Below are 21135 nucleotides of genomic sequence, written 5' to 3' on the forward strand. Positions count from 1 at the left end.
CGGATGTCCAGCACACCGACAGCCCGCCCCGCGACCGAGCCGCTCCTGCAGGTCGAGGACCTGGCCGTCGAGTTCCGGACGCCGGCGGGTGTCGTACGCGCCGTCGACGGGCTGTCGTACTCGGTCTCGGCCGGGCAGACCCTCGCGATCGTCGGCGAGTCGGGGAGCGGCAAGAGCGTCAGCTCGCTCGCCGTGATGGGCCTGTTGCCGAGGCCGCCGGCCCGGATCGTCGGCGGCCGCGCGCTCTTCCAGGGCCGCGACCTGCTCTCGCTGCCCCCGAAGGAGCACCGGGCGGTGTGCGGCGACCACGTCGCGATGGTCTTCCAGGACGCCCTCGCCGCGCTCAACCCGGTCCACACCGTCGGCTGGCAGCTCACCGAGGCGCTCGTCGCACGCCACCGGATCTCGCGCCGCGATGCGCGGAAGCGCGCGGTCGAGCTGCTCGACCTCGTGAGGGTGCCGCATGCGAAGCAGCGGGTGAAGGACTACCCGCACCAGTTCTCCGGCGGCATGCGACAGCGGGTGATGATCGCGATCGCGCTCGCGATGGATCCCGAGGTGCTCATCGCCGACGAGCCGACGACCGCGCTCGACGTGACCGTCCAGGCCCAGATCATGCGGCTCCTCGCCGAGATCCAGGCCGAGCGGCAGATGGGCCTCGTCCTCATCACCCACGACCTCGGCGTCGTCGCCGACGTGGCCGACGACGTGGTCGTGATGTACGCCGGCCGCGCGGTCGAGCAGGCCGACGTGTTCTCGGCGTACGCCTCCCCCGCCCACCCCTACACCAAGGCGCTGCTGGCCTCGATCCCCCGGCTCGACCAGAGGGGCGGGACGCTGGACGTGATCCCCGGCCGTCCGCCCGTGCAGGGCCGCATCCCGGCGGGGTGCCCGTTCCACCCGCGGTGCGGCTACGCCCAGGACGTGTGCCGCACCGACCCCCGCCCCGAGCCGGTCGAGGTGGCGCCCGGACGGTTCTCGCGGTGCCACTTCGCCGGTGACGTGCTGGCCGGCCGCGAGCCCGCCGAGCTGCTGGAGGAGGGCCTGTGAGCGACACCCCCGTGCTCGAGGTCCGCGACCTCGTCAAGCACTACCCGGTCCGGGTCGGCGCCGTCATCAAGCGCCAGATCGGCCAGGTCCGGGCCGTCGACGGCATCTCGCTCACACTGCACCGCGGCAAGACCCTCGGCCTGGTCGGGGAGTCCGGGTCGGGCAAGTCGACCCTCGCGAAGGTCCTCACCGGCGTCGAGACGCCGACCAGCGGCCAGGTGCTCGTGGACGGCGAGGACGTCTCGACGTTCTCCCGCGACCAGCGGCGACGGCTGCGGCGCGACGTCCAGATGATCTTCCAGGACCCCTACACCTCGCTCAACCCGCGCATGTCCGTCGGGGAGATCGTCGGCGAGGCCTACGACATCCACCGCGACCTCGTGCCGTCAGAGGGGAAGGCGGCGGCGGTCCGGGAGCTGCTCGAGCTCGTGGGGCTCGACCCCGACTCGTCCCGCCGGTATCCCCACCAGTTCTCCGGCGGGCAGCGGCAGCGGATCGGGATCGCCCGGGCCCTCGCCGTACGCCCACGGGTGCTGATCTGCGACGAGCCCGTCTCCGCCCTCGACGTCTCCGTCCAGGGCCAGGTGATCAACCTGCTGGAGCGGCTGCAGGACGAGCTCGGGCTGTCCTACCTCTTCATCGCCCACGACCTCTCCGTCGTACGCCACATCGCCGACGGGGTCGCCGTCATGTACCTCGGCCGCGTCGTCGAGAGCGGTCCCGCGGAGAGGGTCTACGTCGACCCGCGCCATCCCTACACCCGTGCGCTGCTCAGCGCGGTGCCGGTGCCCGACCCGACCCTGCGCGGTCAGCGGCAGGAGATCGTCCTCGAGGGCGACGTCCCCTCACCCATCAGCCCGCCCTCGGGGTGCCACTTCCACACCCGCTGCTGGCTCGCCCGGACACTGGCGGACGGGGGTGTGCCCGACCGGTGCCGCACCGAGGACCCGACGCTCACCACCGAGGGCGGCGCCGGCCACCTCGCCGCCTGCCACTTCGCCGACGAGGCCGCCGCCGCGGCAGCCCGCGGCTAGACGAGACCGGCGGTCACGCGGCGACCGCACGCACGGCGCGCTGGTGCCAGGCGCCGATGACGGTGGCGGTGCCGATGACGACGCCTGCGGCGAGCAGGCCGGCGCCGAGGTGCCACTTGAGCAGGAACGCCCCGGCGAGCGCGCCGAGGAGGATGACCGCGACGGCGACGAAGCGCCGGGAGGTGCCGCCGTTGAGCCAGCCGGAGCGGCCGGAGCCGAACGGGCTGTCGGCCGCGAGGCCGGTGAGGGTGCTGGTGACGACGACGGTGGTGACGTCCTTGACCGCGATGTGACGGGCGGCGGCGGCCTGGGTACCCATCGCGACGGCGGCGATCGTCGTCGTCGTGACCATGACGTGGCGGGACGGGTCCTCCCCGGCGGTCAGGAGCAGCGCCGCCAGAGCGACCATGATGATGGCGACGAGTGCGAAGAGCCCGGTCGTCCGGGCGCTCCAGGGCTCCTGGTCGCCCTTGAGCACCCGGCCGCCGAGCGCGGCGCCACCCAGGAAGCCGACCAGGGCGAGCGCGGGACCGAGGACCGGCAGGCCGGTGTCGCCGGTGAGGGCCATGCCGAGCACGACGACGTTGCCGGTCATGTTGCCGGTGAAGACCTTGTCGAGGCCGAGGTAGCCGACGGCGTCGTTGATGCCGGTCGTGAAGGTCAGCACCATCATCAGCCACAGGTGCATCCGGTCGGTCGGGATCAGCCGCAGGCGCTCGGTCACGCGAGTCATTCTCGCGGGTGGACGGCCCCGGAGGCGTCATCGGGGTCAGGCGCCGGCCAGTGCCTCCGCCGCAGCGGCGAGGTCGTCGACGCCCTGCGCCAGCTCCTCGGGCCGGTCGGTCGCGAGGTCGAGGTGGAAGCCGAAGAGGCTGGAGTCGACCAGGGTCACGACGCGACGGACCGCGCCGTGCGGCGCACCGCAGGCGACGAAGTAGTCGCAGAGCCCGGCGTACCACCGCTCGTTGGCCGCGCGTACGGCCGAGAGGTACGGCTCGACGCCGATCAGCCTGGTCGCCGCCGCCTGGACGTAGACGTCGAGGCAGCTGTGCAGCGGCTCGATCTGGTAGCGCCGCCACAGCTCGTTGACGCCCGCGCGTACGCCGTCGGCCGGCTCCAGCGCGCGGATGCTCGCGACCGCCCGGTCGTTGGACCGGGTGACCACCGCGGTGACGAGGTCGTCGCGGCTCTCGAAGTGGTAGAGCAGCATCCGGTCGCTCGTGCCGATCGCGGCGGCGACGGGACGCAGCGTGAGCCCGATCAGGCCGTGCTCGAGCACGTAGTCGGTCACCTGGTCGAGGAGCTCCTCGCGACGGGACATGCGCCGAGTGTAGACGGGCCGTGTAGCGAGTGCTACATTGACGGTGTGTAGCACTCGCTACGCTCAGGTCTCGCCAGGTCACCGTCAGAGGAACTGATCATGCTCGGTGCGCTCTCACTTCTCTTCGCCGCCATCGGCATCGAGGTCGCCTCCTCCGCACTGCTCCCCCGCGCCGACGGGTTCCACAACATGCCTTGGAGCGCCGCGGTGGTCGTCGGCTACGGCGTGTCGATCTGGCTGCTGACCGTGGTCGTCCAGGCGATGCCGGTCTCGGTGGCGTACGCCATCTGGGCAGGGGTGGGCACCGCGGCGGTGGCGCTGATCGGCTACCTGTTCCTCGGCGAGGACATGTCGCCGGCCAAGATCGGCTCGCTCGCGCTCATCGTCGCCGGCGTGGTCGGGCTCAACCTCGTCGGCGTGTGACCGGCCGGCTCAGCCGTAGACGGCGTAGTTGTGCACCCACAGCGACCCGTCCGGGCGACGGTGGACGTAGACCGTCATCTCCCGGAAGAAGCACTCCCGGTCGGACTTCTTGAAGTACGGGTCGCAGTTGTTCGCCCAGTGGATTACGAAGTAGCGGCTGTAGACCTTGAGCCGCTTGAGGTTGTCCCGCGGGTTCAGGCGGCTGCGGAGCCAGTGCCACCGGTGGTGGTTGATCGCCTTGCCCCAGCGATACATGAACTTCTTCGTGCGCTTCGTCAGGGTCTTCGGGTGGATCGGCGGATGGGCGTCCTTCGTCGCGACCGTCGCGGACTGCGCCGAGCCCGCCTGGACGGCGGCGGTTGCGGGCACCGCGGCCGCGGGCAGCCCGACGAGGGCGAGGAGTACGACGAGGACCGCGGCCCGCGCCGCGTTGCGTACGACTGTGAGCATCACGGGTCTCCCGAGTGAGGCGTCAGGTTCACGAGGGAGACGCCCGGGCACGGCCTCGGGTTGCGGCGGCCTGCGCCCGGATCGCGGCGTCGGGTCAGACCGCCGCGGCAGCGGCGCGGCCCGCCGTACGCCCGGAGAAGAGGCAGCCGCCGAGGAAGGTGCCCTCGAGCGCGTTGTAGCCCATCATCCCGCCGCCGCCGAAGCCGTTGACCTCGCCTGCGGCGTACAGCCCCGGGAGGGGTACGCCGGCGGCGGTGAGGCACCGGCCGGAGAGATCGGTCTCGAGCCCGCCCAGCGTCTTGCGGGACAGGATGTGGAGCTTGACCGCGATGAGCGGCCCGGCCTCGGGGTCGAGGAGCTTGTGCGGCCTCGCGACCCGGGAGAGCTTGTCCCCGCGGTAGTGCCGGGCGGCGTACATCGCGGTGATCTGGGCGTCCTTGGCGTACGGGTTGTCGATCTGCCGGTCGCGCGCCTCGATGAGCCGGCGCAGGGCCACCTCGTCGACTGCGGGGCCGGTGGGCTCGACGTCCGCCAGCTTGTTCATGCCGGCGACGAGCTCGGCGAGCGTGTCGGCGACGACGAAGTCCTCGCCGTGCTGTTTGAACGCCTCGACCGGCCCCGGCCCCTTCCGCGCGCGGTCGATGACACCGCGGATGTCCTTGCCGGTCAGGTCGGGGTTCTGCTCGGAGCCGGAGAGCGCGAACTCCTTCTCGATGATCCGCTGGGTGAGGACGAACCAGGAGTAGTCGTAGCCGGTCCCGCGCAGCACCTCGAGTGTGCCGAGCGTGTCGAAGCCTGGGAAGTTGGGGGCCGGCAGCCGGCGGCCGGTCGCGTCGAGCCACAGGCTGGAGGGGCCGGGCAGGATCCGGATGCCGTGGTTGCGCCAGATGGGGTTCCAGTTCCGGATGCCCTCGACGTAGTGCCACATCCGGTCGGCGTTGATGATCCGGGCCCCCGCGGCCTCGGTGATGCGGAGCATCCGGCCGTCGACGTGGACCGGGACGCCGCTCACCATGCTCGCCGGCGGGGTGCCGAGCCGCTGGGGCCACGCCTTGCGCACGAGGTCGTGGTTGCCCCCGATGCCGCCGCTGGTGACGATGACGGCCTGCCCGCGCAGCTCGAAGTCGCCGATCTCGACCCGGCTGCTCTCCTGCCCGCGCTCCCAGACGGCAGGGTCGGTGGGCTCGAGCACCTTCCCGCGTACGCCGACGGCCGCGCCGCCCTCGACGACGACCTCGTCCACGCGGTGCCGGAAGGCGAAGGCGATCCGCCCGGTCGCGGCGTGCTCGCGGACCCGCCGCTCGAACGGCTCCACCACGCCCGGACCGGTCCCCCAGGTGATGTGGAACCGCGGGACCGAGTTGCCGTGGCCGTCCGCGCGGCCGTCGCCGCGCTCGGCCCACCCGACGACGGGGAACACCCGGTGCCCCATCGCACGCAGCCAGGCGCGCTTCTCGCCGGCGGCGAAGTGGACGTACGCCTCGGCCCAGCGGCGCGGCCAGAAGTCCTCGTCGCGGTCGAACTGCGCGCTGCCCATCCAGTCCTGGAGCGCGAGGTCGACCGAGTCCTTGATGCCCATCCGCCGCTGCTCGGGACTGTCGACGTAGAACAGCCCGCCCAGGCTCCAGAAGGCCTGCCCGCCCAGGCTCTGCTCGGGCTCCTGGTCGACGAGGAGCACCTTCTTCCCGGCGTCGGCCACCTCCGCCGCGGCCACCAGGCCGGCGAGACCGGCTCCTACGACGATCACGTCCGCCTGCGTCGGGAGCTGGGCCGGAGTCTGGCTCTGGGTCATGGGCCGATACTAGGGAGTAAGGGGGAACGCGCCCACCAGGGTTCGCCGGACGTTCGCATTTACTTAGCGGCGCTATCCACCTGACTCCCGCCAAGGTGGCGTCCGTGACTGACACGACTCTCCCCGCACCGGACCCCGTCACCACGACCAAGGGCTCCGACTTCTCCCGGCGCAGCCTCCTCGCCGCCCTCGGCGTGGGCGGCGCCGCCGCCACGGTCGGCCTGAGCACCGGCAGCGCCGCCGCCCAGAGCGGGTCGGCGCCGTCCGGCGCGACGGTGCCGAGCGCCGCTCCTGCCAAGCCGGTGCCGCCGGTGGCCGGCCTGCACGTCGCCTTCGGCGCCGACGCGTCCACGACCGCGAGCATCACGTGGCACTCGATCCAGCAGGTGAAGAACCCGCGCATCCTCATCGCCAAGGACGGCCAGGGTCACGAGCAGACCATCCGCGCCGCGGTCGACAGCTACACCGACGACAAGTCCGGCACGGTCGTCTACGCCTACCACGCCCGCGCGACCCGGCTGTCGCCCGACACGTCGTACGTCTATCTGGCGGTACACGACGGCGCGGCGCCGGAGTTCGGCACCTTCCGCACCGCGCCCCGAGGCCGGAAGGCGTTCCGGTTCACCAGCTTCGGCGACCAGGGCACGCCGACGATGGGCAAGAAGAACTCCGACGGCACCTACGTCAACGACAACCTCGGGTCGCCGGCCGCCGGCGACACGACGGCGGGCGTCGAGAGCGTCGAGCCGCTGCTCCACCTGTTCAACGGCGACCTCTGCTACGCCAACCTCGCCACGGACCGGGTGCGCACCTGGTCGGACTTCTGGAACAACAACACCCGCTCGGCGCGTCACCGCGCCTGGATGCCGGCGCCCGGCAACCACGAGAACGAGCTGGGCAACGGCCCGATCGGCTACAAGGCGTTCCAGACCTACTTCGACACCCCGCGCCAGCCCGGCCAGACCGACGTCACCGAGGGGCTCTGGTACGACGTCACCGTCGGCTCGGTGAAGTTCGTCTTCCTCGCCAACGACGACGTCTGCCTGCAGGACGGCGGCGACGTCCGCGTCCTCGGCTACTCCAAGGGCGCGCAGAAGGCCTGGCTCGAGCGGACGCTGAAGGCCGCCCGGGCCGACAGGGGCATCGACTGGATCGTCGTCTGCATGCACCAGGTCGCGATCTCGACGGCCAACAACTTCAACGGCGCCGACCTCGGCGTCCGCGAGGAGTGGCTGCCGCTGTTCGACAAGTACGGCGTCGACCTGGTCGTCGCCGGCCACGAGCACCACTACGAGCGGTCGAAGGCGATCCGCGGCCAGCAGCAGAACCAGACGAAGACGCCGATCCCGACGGTCGACGACCTCGACGTGGTGGACACGACCAAGGGCACCGTCCACATGATCATCGGCGGTGGCGGCACCTCGGCGCCGTCGAACCAGCTGCTCTTCGACCCGCCGCAGTGCCGCGTCATCGTGGCGGTCAGCGACCGGCCGAGCGCGCCCGAGGGCACCGTCACGCACGGCACCCCGACGTACGTCACCGAGGACGCCGTCTGGGCCGGCACCCGCGACGCAGCGAACTCCTACGGCTTCGCGGCGTTCGACGTCGACCCCGGCTCCCGCCCGGGCGACCTGACGACGATCAAGGTCACCTACTACGAGGTCACCGGCCCGTACGGCACCCTGACGCCGTTCGAGTCGTTCACCCTGCAGCGTCCGCGCCGCGACTGACGCGGGCGGACCCGGAGCGCCCCCGGTCGCAGTCGTCGGGTGACTGCGACCGGGGCGCTCAGCGCCCGCGCAGCAGCTGGCGCAGGTCGCCCTCGGCCAGGTCCGCCGGCTCGACGGCGACGCCGCGGTCGATGAGCCGCCGGGCGGCCCGGACCGCGTTGGAATCGTCGACGGCGACCGCGCCGACGACCCTTCCGGTGGTCGAGCCTGTCGAGACCCGGACGGTGAAGACGGAGAACGGCGGCTCGCCGAGCGTCCCGCGTACGACGACCTGCGTCTCCGCGTCCGGCTCGCGCATCTCGCCCACGCCCTCGACGTGGAGGTGGTAGCGGTCGCTCCAGAACCACGGCGCGGTCGGCTTCGGCGGCTCGGCACCGAGGATGGTCGCCGCGGCGCGGGCGCCGTCGTGCTGGGCGGCCTCCCAGTGCTCGGTACGCCGGTGGTCGCGCAGCCGGGAGCAGTCCCCGACCGCGAGGACGTTCGGCGCGCTGGTCACCTGCCGTTCGTCGACCAGGATGCCGCGGTCGGTCGCGAGACCGCCGGCGTGCGCGAGCCCGGTGTCGGGCGTCATCCCGACGCCGAGGAGCACGGCGTCGAACTCACGGCTGTCCGGCTCGCCGACCAGCTGGGCCCCGATGCCGGTCGCGGTCTCCTGGAGCGCCTCGAGGGTGGTCGTGACGGTCTCGACGCCGTGGTCGGCGTGGAGGCCGTGGAGCCAGCGCGCCACGTCGCGACCGACCGCGGCGGCCAGCGGCGGATCGAGCGGGTCGACGAGAACGACGTCCGCGCCGCGGTCCCGGGCGGTCGAGGCGACCTCGGCACCGATGAGCCCGGCGCCGACGATCAACAGCCTCGCGCCGGGAAGCAGCAGCTCCCGCAGCCTGTCGGCGTCCGAGGCCTCGCGGAGCACGTGGACGCGCGGCGAGTCGCCGCCGGGGATCGGCGGGCGCACCGGCCGGCCTCCCGTGGCGAGCACGATCCGGTCGGCCACCAGCAGGCGTCCGTCGGCCAACTCCACCTCGCCCAGCCGGGGGCGGAGCGCGGTGGCCACCGCATCGCCGATGAGGTCGATCCGCTGCTCGGCGTACCACTCCGCGGGCTGGAGCGCGATCTGCGTCAGGTCGCTCGCACCGGCGAGGTACTCCTTGCTGAGCGGCGGGCGGTCGTAGGGGCGGGTCGCCTTCTCGACGAGCGTGATCGCGCCGGCGTACCCGCCCGCGCGGAGCGCCGCGACGGTCGAGACGCCGGCGATCCCGCCGCCGACCACGACGACGCCGTCCTGGGGCATCAGGGGCGCTCGTTCGGGTGCAGGTAGACCTCGCCGTCACGGACCTCGACCCGGTGCGCAACGGTGTCGACGGTCGCGGGCGGGCCCTGGACCTCACCGGTCTTGAGGCTGAACCGCGAGGAGTGCAGGGGGCACTCGACGTAGCCGTCCTCGACCCAGCCCTCGGCGAGCGAGGCGGTCTCGTGGGTGCAGGTGTCGTTGAGCGCCCAGCAGGTGCCGTCCTCGTCGCGCAGGACGGCGATGTCGTCCTCCGTGCCGGCGACCTCGGCGGGGATCGCGATGCCCTCGCCCTCGGGGATGTCATCGACGGACGCGACCCGGATTCCCTCGCTCACAGTGCTCCTCCTTCTCGACTGCTTTCTCGGCTGCTCAGGGTCCGCGGACAGCGTAGGGTGCCGCGGCCGCGTCGCCGGTACCCGGTCGGGAGCGGAAGTTCTCACGCCGTCCAGGCGAGTACGCCGTCGAGCGGCGACGGCACCCGGTCCAGCGGGACCGCCTCGGCGAGCAGGCGGCCGTACAGCGCCTTGCGGCCGGACTTGATCCCCAGGAACCGGCGCAGCTGCGCCTCGACGGGCCGGCCGCGCTGGGCCGGCTGCTGCTGGAGCGTACGGAACGCCTGGACCCCCTCCTCGGCGGCGACGACCTCCAGCACGCCGTCGACGCCGAGCGCCCGGAGGAACTCGCCCTCCAGGTCGGGCACGCAGACGAAGAAGCCCTGCATCTCGAGCGATTCCCCGGAGCCCTCGGTCCGCAGCCCGTGGCGCTCCAGCGCGCGGCGTACGAAGTGCTGCTCGGCGGCGTCGTACAGGCCACCGAGGCGTACGCCGGAGCCCGCGAGCGCCGCGACGTACCGGTTCACGTTGGTCGCCCCGCGCATGACCTCGACCCGGACGCCCTCCGCAGCGAGGTCGCGCCCGCGGCGTACGGCGATCACCTCGAGCGCGGCGCGGTCGCTCTCGCCCTCCACGAGCAGCACCGCGCGCGGGCCGGGGACGTCCATGCCCCGAGACTGCCACCGCTCGCGGCAAGGGCCGAGGCCTTATCGCCGCTCACGCGCGGTTGAGCGGCAGCCCCTCGGGGACCTGGTCGGCGCTCTGGTCGTAGTCGCGCATGGCGACGGTGGCGTCGCGGAAGTACGCCGCGATCCGCCGACCCACCTCGCCGGTGATGCCGACGTCGTCGAGGGCCCGGTCGAAGAGGCGCAGGCAGATCTCGTCCAGTTCGACGTGCTCGCCGTTGCCGGCGTGGATCCGCTGCATGGACGTCTCGTCGCCGTAGCCGCCGGTGTAGAGCGGCGGCCCGCCGAACGCCTCGGCGAGATAGGCGGCGAGCCGCTCGACGTGCTGCGGGTGGATGTCCTGCCTGGAGAACGGGTGCTCGGCGACCGGGTCCGCGAGACACAGCTCGGTCCAGTGGTGACAGAGCGCCAGCAGCGCGTCGAAGCCCCCTGCCTGCTCGTAGAGCGTGGTCATGCGGACAGTGTGCTCGCGTACGGCGGCGGCTGTCTTGGACGAAAGGGCAGCGCCCGCGGCTCACGCAGACGCGACCCGCGCCATCGCCGAGATGATCTCGAAGCCGACAGTGGCGGCAGCAAGGGAGGTGACCTCCGCGTGGTCGTACGCCGGGGCCACCTCGACGATGTCCGCACCGACGAGCTGCTCCGCGGGCAGGGAGCGCAGCAGCGCGAGCAGCTCGCGTGAGGTGAGCCCACCCATCTCCGGGGTGCCGGTGCCGGGCGCGAAGGCGGGGTCGAGCACGTCGATGTCGACCGACAGGTAGACCGGAGCGTCGCCGGCGCGCTCGCGGACCCGGCCGACGACCTCCTCGAGCCCGATCCGGTCGAAGTCGGGCGCGCTCACGACGGAGAAGCCGAAGGTGGCGTCCTCGCCCAGGTCCGCCGCACTGTAGAGCGGGCCGCGGGTGCCGAGGTGGGTGGACGCGTCGGCCAGCAGCAGACCCTCCTCGAACGCGCGCCGGAAGACGGTGCCGTGGGTGCGGCTGGCGCCGAAGTAGGTGTCCCAGGTGTCGAGGTGGGCGTCGAGGTGCACGACGGCGACCGGTCCGTGCTCGGCCGCGACCGCGCGCAGCGCCCCGAGCGCGATGGTGTGGTCGCCGCCGAGCGTGACCACCCGCCGGCCGCCGCCGATCAGCTCCCCGACGCCGCCGTGGATCTGCTCGAGGCTCTCGTCGATGCTGAACGGGTTGCACGCCACGTCCCCGGCGTCGACGACCTGCAGCACCTGGAAGGGGCTGACGTCCTGGGCGGGGTTGTACGCCGGCCGCAGGTGCCGCGACGCCTGCCGGATCGACTCCGGCCCGAACCGGGCTCCGGGGCGGAACGACACGCCGCCGTCGAACGGCGCGCCGAGCACGGCCACGTCGTACGCGGCGACCTCGTCGATCCGCGGCAGCCGGGCGTACGTCGACGCTCCGGCGTAGCGGGGGATCTTCGTGCCGTCGAGCGGGCCCACCGGCCTGTCACTGCGGTCCATGAGCGGACCCTAGCGAGCCGTGCGGGCCGGGCGGGCCGCCGACGCGTCAGGCCACGAAGATGCAGAACAGGTGGCCCGCGGGGTCGGCGTAGACCCGCAGCGGCTCCTCCGGGGTGTCGCTGCGGTCGAACCGGAGCGTCGCGCCGAGAGCCAGCACGCGCTCGTGCTGGGCCTCGAGGTCCGCGACGCTCGGGACCGTCAGGTCGAGGTGGTACTGCTGCGCGACGCCCGGCTCGGGCCACGTCGTCCGCGGCAGCTCGTCGACCTGCTGGAACGCCATGCCGCGCTCGCCGTTCGGCTTGAGCAGCACGATCCAGTCGGCGTCGTCGGGCTCGTCGGAGCCCTCCGCCGGTGGCTCCTCGCCGGCGCGGTAGGTGTAGCCGAGAAGCCGGCGGTAGAACTCCGCGGTCTCCCGGATGTTGACGCAGTCGAGCACCGGCTGGAGCAGGGTGGGGAAGTCGGCCATGGGCCCATCATGGCCTTGGAGCCGGACGGCCTCCGTCCGGAACCGGTCCTAGGGTGCCGACATGGCCCGCTACGCGATCGACGCGCGCACGCTTCTCCACCTGATCGACCACGGCCTCGCGATCGATCCCGCCCATCAGCTGGTGGCTGCCAAGGGGATCCACTCCGACCTGCTGACGCTGCTGCTCGCCGACGTACGCCGCGGCGTACGCACTGAGAGCGCGGCGCTCACCGTCCACACCCGGGCCACCGAGCAGAGGATGCGGCTGCTGGGCGACCGGGTGTCGCGGCGTACGGCGTGGGAGCTCGCTCTGGCGCACGACTGGGGCGACCTCCACGACGCGGAGACCCTCGCCGTCGCCCGTCTCCAGGCGGACGCGCTCGTCACTGTCGACGAGGCACTGGCCGCGCGGGCGGACGGGATCGTTCCGCTCGCGCCGCTCGAGGCGCTGCTTGTGGGCGGGTGAGCCTCACCAGCCGGCGCCGGTCGCCTCGTACTCCTCCAGGCGCGCCCGGATGAGGCTCTTCAGCAGGTCGACGGGGAGCTCGCGGTCGTACGGCAGCTTGATGAACCCCTCGCCGGCCTCGTAGTCGGCGGCCTCGACCGTCGCGCGCTGGGTTGCGAACTGCCGGGTCGGGAAGCGCAGCGAGCAGTGCGCCTTGAACGACTGCAGCATGAGCAGCCTGGTGCCGTCCTGGACGAACGCGGGGTTGTTCCAGTGCAGCACCTCCTCCGCCTTCGGCAGGCCGTCGCGGCACAGCTCGCGCAGGGTCAGCAGGTGCGGGCGGGCGACCTCGGGCAGGTGCGCGTAGTAGTCGTCCGGGTCGACTCGCTTCGGCATCGGCACGAGGCCGAGCCTATGCCGTCCGGCGTCGCGGGGCACGATGACCCACATGGCCCTGCCCACGCCCACCCTCGTCACCGCCCGGCTGAGGCTCCGCCCCTTCGCCGGCCAAGACGCGGACGACCTCTTCGCCCTGCACAGCAGCGCCCGGGTGCTGCGGTACTGGGACTCGCCGTCGTGGACCTCGCGCGACCGCGCCGAGCGCTTCATCGCGGCCTGCCGGCAGATGGCGGAGGACGGCACCGGGGCGCGGCTGGCCATCGACCGCGCCTCCGACGGGACCTTCATCGGCTGGTGCAGCCTGAGCCGGTGGAACCCGACCTATCGGAGCGCGGCGCTGGGCTACTGCCTCGACGACGCGGCCTGGGGCCACGGCTACGCGACGGAGGCCGCGGGCGCGGTGCTGCAGTGGGCCTTCGACACGCTCGACCTGAACCGGGTCCAGGCCGAGACCGACACCCGCAACCTCGCCTCCGCCCGGGTCCTGGAGAAGCTCGAGTTCCTGCGTGAGGGGACGCTGCGGGAGGACTGCATCGTCGACGGCGAGGTGTCGGACTCGCATGTGTACGGGCTGCTCCGACGGGACCGGGAGCGCCAGACCAGAGGTTGAACCGGAACGATCACCAAGGCTCGCTGACGGAGGCCGCCACAGCCGCACGGCCGCCGGCTACCGGTGACCGCGGCGTTGAAGGATCCAATCGCGGATTCCGGGGATGGTGTAGGCGACACGCCACGTCTCGGGGTGTGCTTGGGTGTCAGTCGGAAGCGTTCCGCTGGCGAACGAGGTGAAGTTCACCGGAGCGTGCTGCTCGGCCACACTGCGTACGTCGGCGGCGAACTGCGCCGGCGTGGACTCGCCGTTCCAGACGCCCGTGGCCACCTCGGTTCCCTCGGACTCCACGACGTCCATGATGGCCTGCTCCATGGGGTACGCCTTCTCGTCGTCCTGGGACACGAGCACCCACAGCTTCTCCTTCGCGAGAGGGGCGGCCTGATCCGACGGCCACTGCCCCGCCACGATGAACGAGGACGCGAACATCCCCGGGTGGCGGATGTTCATGCCCAGGGCCAGCATCGCGCCCATCGACTGTCCGGTCGCGTGCATGCGGGACCTGTCGACCGCGTACGTCGAGGCGATCTCGTTGACCAGGTTGACCGTGGCCTCGAAGTAGGTCGACGGCTGGTAGTCGTCGCCGATCACCACCTCCGGATACTCCGGTGCCACAACGATGCACTCGTGACGTGCCTGGTCCTCAGGGCTGGCCCAGCAGACGGCGCCCAACCCCTGCACGAGTGGGCCGATCGTGTCGACGGCGATCACACCGGCGTCGTGCATGAAGAGCACGAGTGGGTACCGCTTGTGGCGGTTGTAGCCGCGTGGCAGGAAGAGGTTGTACCCCAGCGTTCGGCCGGTGGCGGCGTCGGTGTAGGTGTGCTGGGTGAACTCGTCGACGATGAGGTTGATCGCTCCGGTCGTCGGCAGGGCCTCCGTCAACGCCGGGTAGGTACGTCCGCGCACGGTGTACACGCTGCCGGTCTGGGTGACGTCGGCAGAGGCGGGGACGATCTTGTAGCCCGGCGTGTTGTCACCCACGCTGGGGCCGCCGGCTCCGACGCCGCCACCTCCGTTGTCGATGTGCACCCAGAGAAGCGCCGCGTCATCCTCCGGGGACAGCTCGACGATGACGTACCTTCCGTCGCGCCCGGACGCCGCGATCCGGGGCTCGGAGTTCGGGTAGACCGCGGTCACCGTACGGTCGGCCACGGCGAAGGTCGTCGTGGACAGCCCATGTCGGGAGATCACGGCGTCGTACTCGACGGCGACGGCCACGAGCTTCTGTCCCTCGCCGAACACCTGCGTGATGGCGGTCAGAGTGCGGATGTGCCCGTGGGCGTTCCACCCCCTTCTCGCCGACTCCGCGGACGCGGCGCCCGACACCCCGAGCACCGCAGCCGCTCCCGTTCCCGCCGCCCCGGCGATGAATGCTCGCCGGTCCATCGACATGTTTCCCAAGGTCCTCAACTCCCCGAGTAGTGCTGGTTCTTCGTATCAGGCAAGCGACCTGATCTGCCTTCCCGCGTACGCGGCGTACTTCTCGGCACAACCCGGCGCGAAGTTGCCGTCGAGAGCGGCGTAGGTGATGTGGTCGTAGTTCCACTTGTCGGGCATGTTCTTGTTGCCGCCCTCGAACATGCCCGCCACGAAGGTGTGCCTGAACGGTGAGGCGCGCCGGATGCTCTCCAGGGTTGAGGTGGAGAGCTCGGGCGGCGTTCCCGCATAGACGCCCTCGCCGATGCGGAAGACCCACACCGGCAGCGCTTGGCTGCCGTTCACGGTCCAGGTGTGCGTCGTCGTCGGCTGTGCCTGCTGTCCCTGGGTGGTCTCGACGGTGGGCACGGTGATGCTGGTCGCCGACAGCGCCAGATCTGCGGTTGGACTCGACTCGATCTTCTCTGCGACACGAACCACCTCAGTGCCCAGGCGCTCACCCTGGACCTTGAGCAGCGTCCAGCCTGCGGCGCCCTCGTCCTCCGTGGAGGTGACGAGATCCTTGTCGATCAGCGTGTTCAACGACCGGAAGATCGGGTGCTGGTCGCCGGTCGCGCCACAGATGAACGGTGCGACGACGCCCGGGTAGGCGTCCTCGACCCACGCGGAGGCTGCGCCCGCCAGGTCGGCCGACACCTCGTAGGGGGTAGGTACTGTTGCCGCTGGTCGACGACTCCATGATCACCGAGGACTGCACGCTGTAGTTGATCAGGATCGCGATGGGCTGCCCGGTCGCGTCGTCGAACCGCGCGACCAGAACGGTCTTGTCCGAGGGCAGCTGCTCGTTCGCGCCGAGGTAGTACCCGTCCTTGGTCAGCAGGTTGCGGTTGACGTTGACGTTCGAGTTGCCCGCGCCGTACCCGACGCGAGCCTTCGTCAACCCCGCCACCGCGGCCTTGGCGGCACTGGTCGCGGCTGCCACCAGATTGGCCACCCAGGTGGCCGCCTGCGTGGAGGACGACGCCGGGCCGACGTGCGGACTGGAGAAGTTGTGGGTGACCGTCACCATGATGCTCTCAGGGGCGACACCGGTCACCGTGGCGACCGACGTCCGGATGTCGGCAATGGCCTCCTCGCTGATCGAGGTGAGATCCAGCACGAGCAGGACCAGGCTCGCGGAGTTCGTCTTGGCCAGCAGAAGGCGGGCGTACAGCGGATCGTGAATGTCGTTGTAGCCCTCCGCCTGGTAGGTGGCGGCAGGGATCGAGATCTCGGCCTTGCCCGCACCGACGCTCAGCTGGTCGCCACGGCGTCGCGACGGCGACCTGCCGTCTGTCCTGCTGGCCGCCGGGCCGGCAGCGGCGGCGGGCGTCCCGGTCGTGGACGCCGCCGACGCCGTGACCGCCGCGGCGGCGCCGCCGAGCAGGACCGAACGTCTCCTCAGACCGCCGCTGGAGGCCGAAAGTCCGCCGTGGATGTCTTCGCTCTTCCGAGTCACGATTTGCCTCTTTCGCCGACGAACAGCCGACGCGCACATCGCTCTCCAGACGACACCGACGTCGACCCTTCCTAGCCCCGAGTTGGGCACGTCAGGATCGTATAGGTGATGTCGGTCACAGTCCATACACGACACCCTGTGTGTTATCATATACGATTCCCGGCCGAAGCTATCCCGGATTTTCGGCTGTCATGCGCCCGAGGGCTTCACCCATCGTGTCCAGTCGTGCTGCGGCTCGTAGCCGAGCGCCGTCCAGGCGGTCTCGCCGAGCGCGTTGCCCGACAGCACCATCGCATCGAAGCGGATCGCTCCGAGCGCCCGCAGCCGCTCCTCGGCCGCCAGGACAAGACGCCGCGCGATCCCCTGGCCGCGCGACTCCGGGTCGACGGCCAGCCGATACAGATGCGCCCGCCAGCCGTCCCAGCCCGCGATGACCGTGCCCACGATCATCCCGTTGCGCTCGGCGACGAGGAGGGAGTCGGCATCCCGAGCGAGCAGGTTCTCGACCAGTGCCGCGTCATCGCTCGGGCGGGCCGCGTTCTCACCGGCCACCGCCCAGAAGGCGAGAAGATCCGGGACGTCGGCAGCGTCGCCCCGGCGGATGATCGGCTCGTCGCCGACGGCACCCGAGCTCATGACGCTAGACGTTGAACCGGAACTCGACCACGTCACCGTCCTGCATGACGTAGTCCTTGCCCTCCATCCGCACCTTGCCGGCCTCGCGGGCCTTGAGAAGGGAGCCGGCCTCGACGAGGTCGTCGTACGAGACGATCTCGGCCTTGATGAAGCCCTTCTGGAAGTCGGTGTGGATGACCCCGGCGGCCTCGGGCGCGGTGGCTCCCTTGCGGATCGTCCAGGCGCGGGCCTCCTTGGGCCCGGCGGTGAGGTAGGTCTGCAGGCCGAGGGTGTCGAAGCCGACCCGGGCGAGCAGCTCGAGGCCTGGCTCGTCGATGCCCATCTCGTGGAGCATCTCGCGGGCCTCCTCGTCGTCGCCGAGCTCGACGAGCTCGGCCTCGAACTTCGCGTCGAGGAAGATCGCCTCGGAGGGCGCGACCAGCTCGCGCATCTTCTGCTTGAGCTCCTCGTCGCCGAGCTCGTCGGAGTCGCAGTTGAAGACGTAGAGGTACGGCTTCGCGGTGAGCAGGGACAGGTCCCGCAGCAGGCCGCGGTCGAGCGAGGTGCTGTGGATCGGCGTGCCGGCCTCGAGCGCCTCCTGGGCGGCCTTCGCCGCCTCGACGACCGGGAGGAGGTCCTTCTTGCCCTTGGCCTCCTTCTCCAGCCGCGGGATCGCCTTCTCGACGGTCTGCAGGTCGGCGAGGATCAGCTCGGTCTGGATGGTGGAGATGTCGTTGCCGGGGTTGACCTCGCCGTCGACGTGGGTGACGTCCTCGTCACGGAAGACGCGGGTGACCTGGCAGATCGCGGCGGACTCGCGGATGTGGGCGAGGAACTTGTTGCCGAGTCCCTCCCCCTCCGAGGCGCCGCGGACGATGCCGGCGATGTCGACGAACTCCACGGTGGCCGGCAGGATCCGCTCCGAGCCGAAGATCTCGGCGAGCTTCTCCAGCCGCGGGTCGGGGACGCCGACGACACCGACGTTGGGCTCGATAGTCGCGAACGGGTAGTTCGCCGCGAGCACGTCGTTCTTGGTCAGCGCGTTGAAGAGCGTCGACTTGCCTGCGTTGGGGAGTCCGACGATGCCGATGGTGAGAGCCACGAGGGGCAATCCTAGGTGCGTACGCCGCCGCCGGACGAATGCCCGGCGGCGACGCGGAAGGGCCTCAGGACGCGGTCCGGTGGACGAAGTCCTCGAGCGAGGTGACGACCTCGTGGCGGTTGTCGCGGTGGCGGAGGCAGTACGACGTGGGGTACCAGCCGGACTTCTGCCAGGCGCTGGGCTGTGGGATGTCGAAGCAGGCGTCGGCCGTGGTGCCGTCGCGCAGGCCGTCGTACCACTTGAGCGTCACCATCGCCTCGTCGAAGGTGACCTTGCCGTCCCAGGTGCCGTAGATCCAGGTGTGTGTGAAGGGCTGGCCGTGGAACTCCGGGCCGTCCGGGTCGATGAGGTGGTTGCCCATCGCCGGCTCGACGGCGTCGAGGTCGACGAAGCCGGGAGCGATGTACTTCGCGTCGGGCAGGTGCTTGCCCAGCTTGTAGTCGTCGCAGTCGACCAGCGCCCCGCACGGCCCGGGCCGGATGGCGAGCCGATCGGCGTCCTCGCCGGTGTAGAAGTGCATGTCGAAGTGAGCGACGTCGTAGACGCCGACCGGGATGTGCCCGAACGGGTTCCAGTTGACGAGCGCGTAGGTGAACGGGCTGTCGGCGTGCTCGCGGAAGCTCCGCGACAGGTCGAGCTGGCTCTCGTAGCCGCCGCTGCACTCGTGCATCCGGTCGACTGTGCCGTCGCCGTCCTTGTCGTAGCAGTAGAGCCCGGCGTTGGGCGGGTCGTACGGCAGATCGTCGAGCACGCCGTCGCTCATGACGACGCCGATCGCGACGGGGCGATCGCCGACGCGCTGGGAGTACGCCGTCAGGGTGCCGTCGCCGAGGTGCGCGGTCTCGCCGTACTCCGCGCAGGGACCGCGGTACGACGGCGTCCGCTCGACCAGGGCGTCGACCACCCGGCCGGGGATGCGGACGGTGTGCTCCTGCCCCCGGTGGAGCGAGAGACAGGCCCACTCCAGCGAGGCATGGTCGGTGGCGTCGGCACGGGCGACGACGTGGGCCGAGCCGGTGCGGGCGTCGGCCTGGGCGACGCTGGTCGCGCCGGCGCTGCCGGCGAGAAGAAGGAGGGCGGCGACGGCCGCCGGGACGTGCAGCATGGGATCCCCCTGAACCCGAGGTGGTGGCGCGCCCGGGCGGTCGCCCGGGAGCGCGGGACCACGTCAGGCTCGGCGGCGCACCGGGCCCGGACAAGGCAATATCGACGCAGCGTCAAGAACGTGTGGACGCACCGTCAAGTCGCACCGCGACCGGCTGCGGTGCCACCGCGGCGGGCGTGCGGAGGGAGGGCCGTGCGAGGGCGGCGAGCATGAGGAGCACCATGGCACCGCCGTACGCCCCGAAGGGGAGCGCGGTCGCCGTCGCCGCCGCGAGGGCGCCGAACCCGGTGCTCGCCACCGGCATCAGGACGTTGTCGCCGAGCGCCTGGACGGACGCCATGCGGCCGAGGTACGCCGGGGCGACGACCATCATGAAGAAGCCGCCGAGGTAGGTCGAGGCGACGCCGGCCGTCACCCCGATCGCGGCCGCCGCAGCGACGAGGACCGTCCGCCCGCCGAGCCCGAGCGCGACGATCAGGCCGCCCTGGGCGACCAGGCTGACGAACCCGCACAGCGCGATCCGCTGCGGCTTCCGCCAGGTGCCGAGGAGCGAGCCGAGGATCGCGCCGAGCCCGAACGCGGCGTCCGAGAGGCCGAGCGTGTGCGCTCCCCACCCTTCGTGGGCGACGCGCAGGGCGACGCCGACGGTGAGCGCGGGTGTGACGGCGAGGTTCGTGCCGGCCAGAGTGAGCACGAGCGTCCGGGTCAGCCGTTCGTGGCGCAGGTGCCGGAAGCCGTCGAAGATGCCGGCGCGCACGGACTCGCGGGGGCCGCTGCGGTCGATCGGGTAGCGCGGGGCGAGCATCAGGACGACGTACGCCAGCAGGACGACGAAGGTGGCGGCGTCGACGAGCGCGGAGCCGGGGAGGCCCCAGAGCGCCACGAGCACGCCGCCGAGAGCGCCGCCGAGCATCGTGCCGAGCCGGCTCGCCGCCTGGCGGGCTCCGAGGAAGGCGGGCAGGTCGTCCGGCGCCACCAGCTGGCGCGGGAACGTGCCGGCCGCGGGGCTGTAGAACGCGTCGCCGATCCCGAAGAGCACCGCCACCGTCAGGAGCAGCGGCACCGAGGCGACGTCCGCCCAGGACGCGACGGCGGCGACGCAGAGGACGACAGCGCGGAGGGCGTCGGTGGCAACGAGCAGGCGCCGGGTGTCGACCCGGTCGGCGACGACGCCGCCGATCAGGAGCATGACGGCCATCGGGATCCGACCCGCCGCGATGACCAGTCCGGCGACGGCCGGCGAGGCCTGGTGGACGGCGGTCCATGCGAGCGCGACGTTCCAGACCATGTCGCCGACGTCGGAGAGGGCGCCGACGGCGAGCCAGCCCCAGACGGCCCGGTCGCGGCCCCGCGGGGTGCTCACGGCCGTGACCGGAAGCCGTGGAGGAACACGAAGACCGGCTCGCGCTCCTGGCCGTCGCCGGCCTCGATCCGCTCCTGGATCCGGGCTCGCCACTCCTGCAGCGCGCCCAACAGCACGGTATCGATCTCGGCGAGCTCCTCGGGCGTCGCGAGCACGGTGAAGTCGGTCGTGAACGCCGCCGTCCGCCAGGCGGCGGGTGACTTGTCGGCCTCCCGCTTCCACTCGGCGAGCTTGCGGAACTGGTGCTCGATGTTCGCCCGCTCGGCAGCCTTCGCCTCGATCCGGTGCGCCGGCTCGTCGAAGTCGTACGCCGACCAGGTGAACGATCGCTCCAGGAGCCGCCAGAAGCTGGTCCGGCCGTCGGTCTCCAGCTCGGGCACGCGGGCGACCACCTCGACCCGCTCGAGCATCCGGAGATGGTGGCTGATGCTGCCGACCTGCTCGCCCAGCTCGCGCGCGAGCGTGCCGACCTGCGTCGGACCGTTCAGCAGGAGGTACTCGACCATCCGGCGCCGGGTCGGGTGCAGGACGGCGCGGAGGGTCGCGATCGAGGTGGCCATGGCCGGGACGCT

Annotated in this window: 25 protein-coding genes; 6 read left to right on the forward strand and 19 right to left on the reverse strand. The window is 71.6% G+C overall.

The window, feature by feature from the left end; translation table 11 throughout:
• Positions 1–3 precede the first annotated feature (3 nt).
• Positions 4–1050 carry an ABC transporter ATP-binding protein gene (locus tag ABLE53_RS04205; RefSeq protein WP_348857414.1) on the forward strand — a complete coding sequence of 349 codons (1047 nt, stop codon included), beginning with the start codon at positions 4–6 and terminating at the stop codon, positions 1048–1050.
• A complete protein-coding gene (locus tag ABLE53_RS04210; protein ID WP_348857415.1) occupies positions 1047–2084 on the forward strand; it encodes an ABC transporter ATP-binding protein in 1038 nt (345 codons plus the stop codon). The genes ABLE53_RS04205 and ABLE53_RS04210 overlap by 4 nt, the downstream gene beginning before the upstream one ends.
• A gap of 13 nt (positions 2085–2097) precedes the next feature.
• On the opposite strand, the gene ABLE53_RS04215 is transcribed toward ABLE53_RS04210, so the two are convergent.
• Together ABLE53_RS04215 and ABLE53_RS04220 are read right to left on the reverse strand one after the other, a co-directional pair.
• Positions 2098–2808, reverse strand: coding sequence for a YoaK family protein (locus ABLE53_RS04215; RefSeq protein ID WP_348857416.1), 711 nt, complete (start codon positions 2806–2808; stop codon positions 2098–2100).
• 45 nt (positions 2809–2853) lie between these two features.
• Complete coding sequence (locus ABLE53_RS04220; protein WP_348857418.1) at positions 2854–3405, reverse strand: TetR/AcrR family transcriptional regulator; 552 nt, start codon at positions 3403–3405, stop codon at positions 2854–2856.
• A 99-nt stretch (positions 3406–3504) separates the two neighbouring features.
• Between ABLE53_RS04220 and ABLE53_RS04225 the strand changes: the two genes are divergently transcribed.
• Complete coding sequence (locus tag ABLE53_RS04225) at positions 3505–3828, forward strand: DMT family transporter (protein WP_348857419.1); 324 nt, start codon at positions 3505–3507, stop codon at positions 3826–3828.
• A 9-nt stretch (positions 3829–3837) separates the two neighbouring features.
• On the opposite strand, the gene ABLE53_RS04230 is transcribed toward ABLE53_RS04225, so the two are convergent.
• Together ABLE53_RS04230 and ABLE53_RS04235 are read right to left on the reverse strand one after the other, a co-directional pair.
• The gene (locus ABLE53_RS04230) at positions 3838–4278 is read right to left on the reverse strand and encodes a hypothetical protein (RefSeq protein ID WP_348857420.1); all 441 of its coding nucleotides are present in this window, start codon (positions 4276–4278) and stop codon (positions 3838–3840) included.
• 94 nt (positions 4279–4372) lie between these two features.
• Positions 4373–6070: an FAD-binding dehydrogenase gene (locus ABLE53_RS04235; RefSeq protein WP_348857421.1), complete on the reverse strand. Its 1698-nt coding sequence runs from the start codon at positions 6068–6070 to the stop codon at positions 4373–4375.
• A gap of 104 nt (positions 6071–6174) precedes the next feature.
• On the opposite strand from ABLE53_RS04235, the gene ABLE53_RS04240 reads away from it, so the two are divergent.
• Entirely contained in the window at positions 6175–7800 is a 1626-nt protein-coding gene (locus ABLE53_RS04240; RefSeq protein ID WP_348857422.1) for a purple acid phosphatase family protein, read from the forward strand.
• 58 nt (positions 7801–7858) lie between these two features.
• On the opposite strand, the gene ABLE53_RS04245 is transcribed toward ABLE53_RS04240, so the two are convergent.
• The 6 genes from ABLE53_RS04245 to ABLE53_RS04270 all read right to left on the reverse strand — a co-directional run bounded on the left by ABLE53_RS04245 (position 7859) and on the right by ABLE53_RS04270 (position 12046).
• On the reverse strand, positions 7859–9088 hold the full coding sequence (locus ABLE53_RS04245) for an NAD(P)/FAD-dependent oxidoreductase (RefSeq protein WP_348857423.1): 1230 nt from the start codon (positions 9086–9088) through the stop codon (positions 7859–7861).
• Positions 9088–9423 (reverse strand): non-heme iron oxygenase ferredoxin subunit, encoded by a 336-nt coding sequence (locus ABLE53_RS04250; RefSeq protein ID WP_348857424.1) that lies wholly within the window; start codon positions 9421–9423, stop codon positions 9088–9090. Before ABLE53_RS04250 ends, ABLE53_RS04245 begins: the two co-directional genes overlap by 1 nt.
• A 101-nt stretch (positions 9424–9524) precedes the next feature.
• Complete coding sequence (locus tag ABLE53_RS04255) at positions 9525–10088, reverse strand: TOPRIM nucleotidyl transferase/hydrolase domain-containing protein (protein WP_348857425.1); 564 nt, start codon at positions 10086–10088, stop codon at positions 9525–9527.
• A 49-nt stretch (positions 10089–10137) separates the two neighbouring features.
• A complete protein-coding gene (locus tag ABLE53_RS04260; RefSeq protein ID WP_348857426.1) occupies positions 10138–10560 on the reverse strand; it encodes a globin domain-containing protein in 423 nt (140 codons plus the stop codon).
• Positions 10561–10620: 60 nt separating this feature from the next.
• Complete coding sequence (gene speB, locus ABLE53_RS04265) at positions 10621–11580, reverse strand: agmatinase (RefSeq protein WP_348857427.1); 960 nt, start codon at positions 11578–11580, stop codon at positions 10621–10623.
• Positions 11581–11626: 46 nt separating this feature from the next.
• Positions 11627–12046: a VOC family protein gene (locus tag ABLE53_RS04270; RefSeq protein ID WP_348857428.1), complete on the reverse strand. Its 420-nt coding sequence runs from the start codon at positions 12044–12046 to the stop codon at positions 11627–11629.
• Between the two features lie 61 nt (positions 12047–12107).
• On the opposite strand from ABLE53_RS04270, the gene ABLE53_RS04275 reads away from it, so the two are divergent.
• Positions 12108–12512 carry a hypothetical protein gene (locus ABLE53_RS04275; RefSeq protein WP_348857430.1) on the forward strand — a complete coding sequence of 135 codons (405 nt, stop codon included), beginning with the start codon at positions 12108–12110 and terminating at the stop codon, positions 12510–12512.
• 3 nt (positions 12513–12515) lie between these two features.
• Here the strand turns inward: ABLE53_RS04275 and ABLE53_RS04280 are convergent, their stop codons facing one another.
• Positions 12516–12887, reverse strand: a complete 372-nt coding sequence (locus ABLE53_RS04280; protein WP_348857764.1) for an iron chaperone — start codon at positions 12885–12887, stop codon at positions 12516–12518.
• Between the two features lie 52 nt (positions 12888–12939).
• Between ABLE53_RS04280 and ABLE53_RS04285 the strand changes: the two genes are divergently transcribed.
• Positions 12940–13500, forward strand: coding sequence for a GNAT family N-acetyltransferase (locus tag ABLE53_RS04285; RefSeq protein WP_348857431.1), 561 nt, complete (start codon positions 12940–12942; stop codon positions 13498–13500).
• Between the two features lie 57 nt (positions 13501–13557).
• On the opposite strand, the gene ABLE53_RS04290 is transcribed toward ABLE53_RS04285, so the two are convergent.
• The 8 genes from ABLE53_RS04290 to ABLE53_RS04325 form a co-directional block, all read right to left on the reverse strand.
• Positions 13558–14895, reverse strand: coding sequence for an alpha/beta hydrolase-fold protein (locus ABLE53_RS04290; RefSeq protein ID WP_348857432.1), 1338 nt, complete (start codon positions 14893–14895; stop codon positions 13558–13560).
• 45 nt (positions 14896–14940) lie between these two features.
• Positions 14941–15462: a hypothetical protein gene (locus ABLE53_RS04295; RefSeq protein ID WP_348857433.1), complete on the reverse strand. Its 522-nt coding sequence runs from the start codon at positions 15460–15462 to the stop codon at positions 14941–14943.
• Complete coding sequence (locus tag ABLE53_RS04300) at positions 15377–16504, reverse strand: hypothetical protein (RefSeq protein WP_348857435.1); 1128 nt, start codon at positions 16502–16504, stop codon at positions 15377–15379. Before ABLE53_RS04300 ends, ABLE53_RS04295 begins: the two co-directional genes overlap by 86 nt.
• Before the next feature lie 63 nt (positions 16505–16567).
• The gene (locus ABLE53_RS04305) at positions 16568–17014 is read right to left on the reverse strand and encodes a GNAT family N-acetyltransferase (RefSeq protein ID WP_348857437.1); all 447 of its coding nucleotides are present in this window, start codon (positions 17012–17014) and stop codon (positions 16568–16570) included.
• 4 nt (positions 17015–17018) lie between these two features.
• Positions 17019–18095: a redox-regulated ATPase YchF gene (gene ychF / locus ABLE53_RS04310; RefSeq protein ID WP_348857438.1), complete on the reverse strand. Its 1077-nt coding sequence runs from the start codon at positions 18093–18095 to the stop codon at positions 17019–17021.
• Between the two features lie 64 nt (positions 18096–18159).
• Positions 18160–19200, reverse strand: a complete 1041-nt coding sequence (locus ABLE53_RS04315) for a hypothetical protein (protein WP_348857439.1) — start codon at positions 19198–19200, stop codon at positions 18160–18162.
• Between the two features lie 112 nt (positions 19201–19312).
• A complete protein-coding gene (locus tag ABLE53_RS04320) occupies positions 19313–20563 on the reverse strand; it encodes an MFS transporter (RefSeq protein WP_348857440.1) in 1251 nt (416 codons plus the stop codon).
• Complete coding sequence (locus ABLE53_RS04325) at positions 20560–21123, reverse strand: ArsR/SmtB family transcription factor (protein ID WP_348857441.1); 564 nt, start codon at positions 21121–21123, stop codon at positions 20560–20562. The genes ABLE53_RS04320 and ABLE53_RS04325 overlap by 4 nt, the downstream gene beginning before the upstream one ends.
• Positions 21124–21135 lie beyond the last annotated feature (12 nt).

The sequence above is a fragment of the Nocardioides asiaticus genome, assembly GCF_040049175.1.
GTDB lineage: Bacteria > Actinomycetota > Actinomycetes > Propionibacteriales > Nocardioidaceae > Nocardioides > Nocardioides cheoyonin.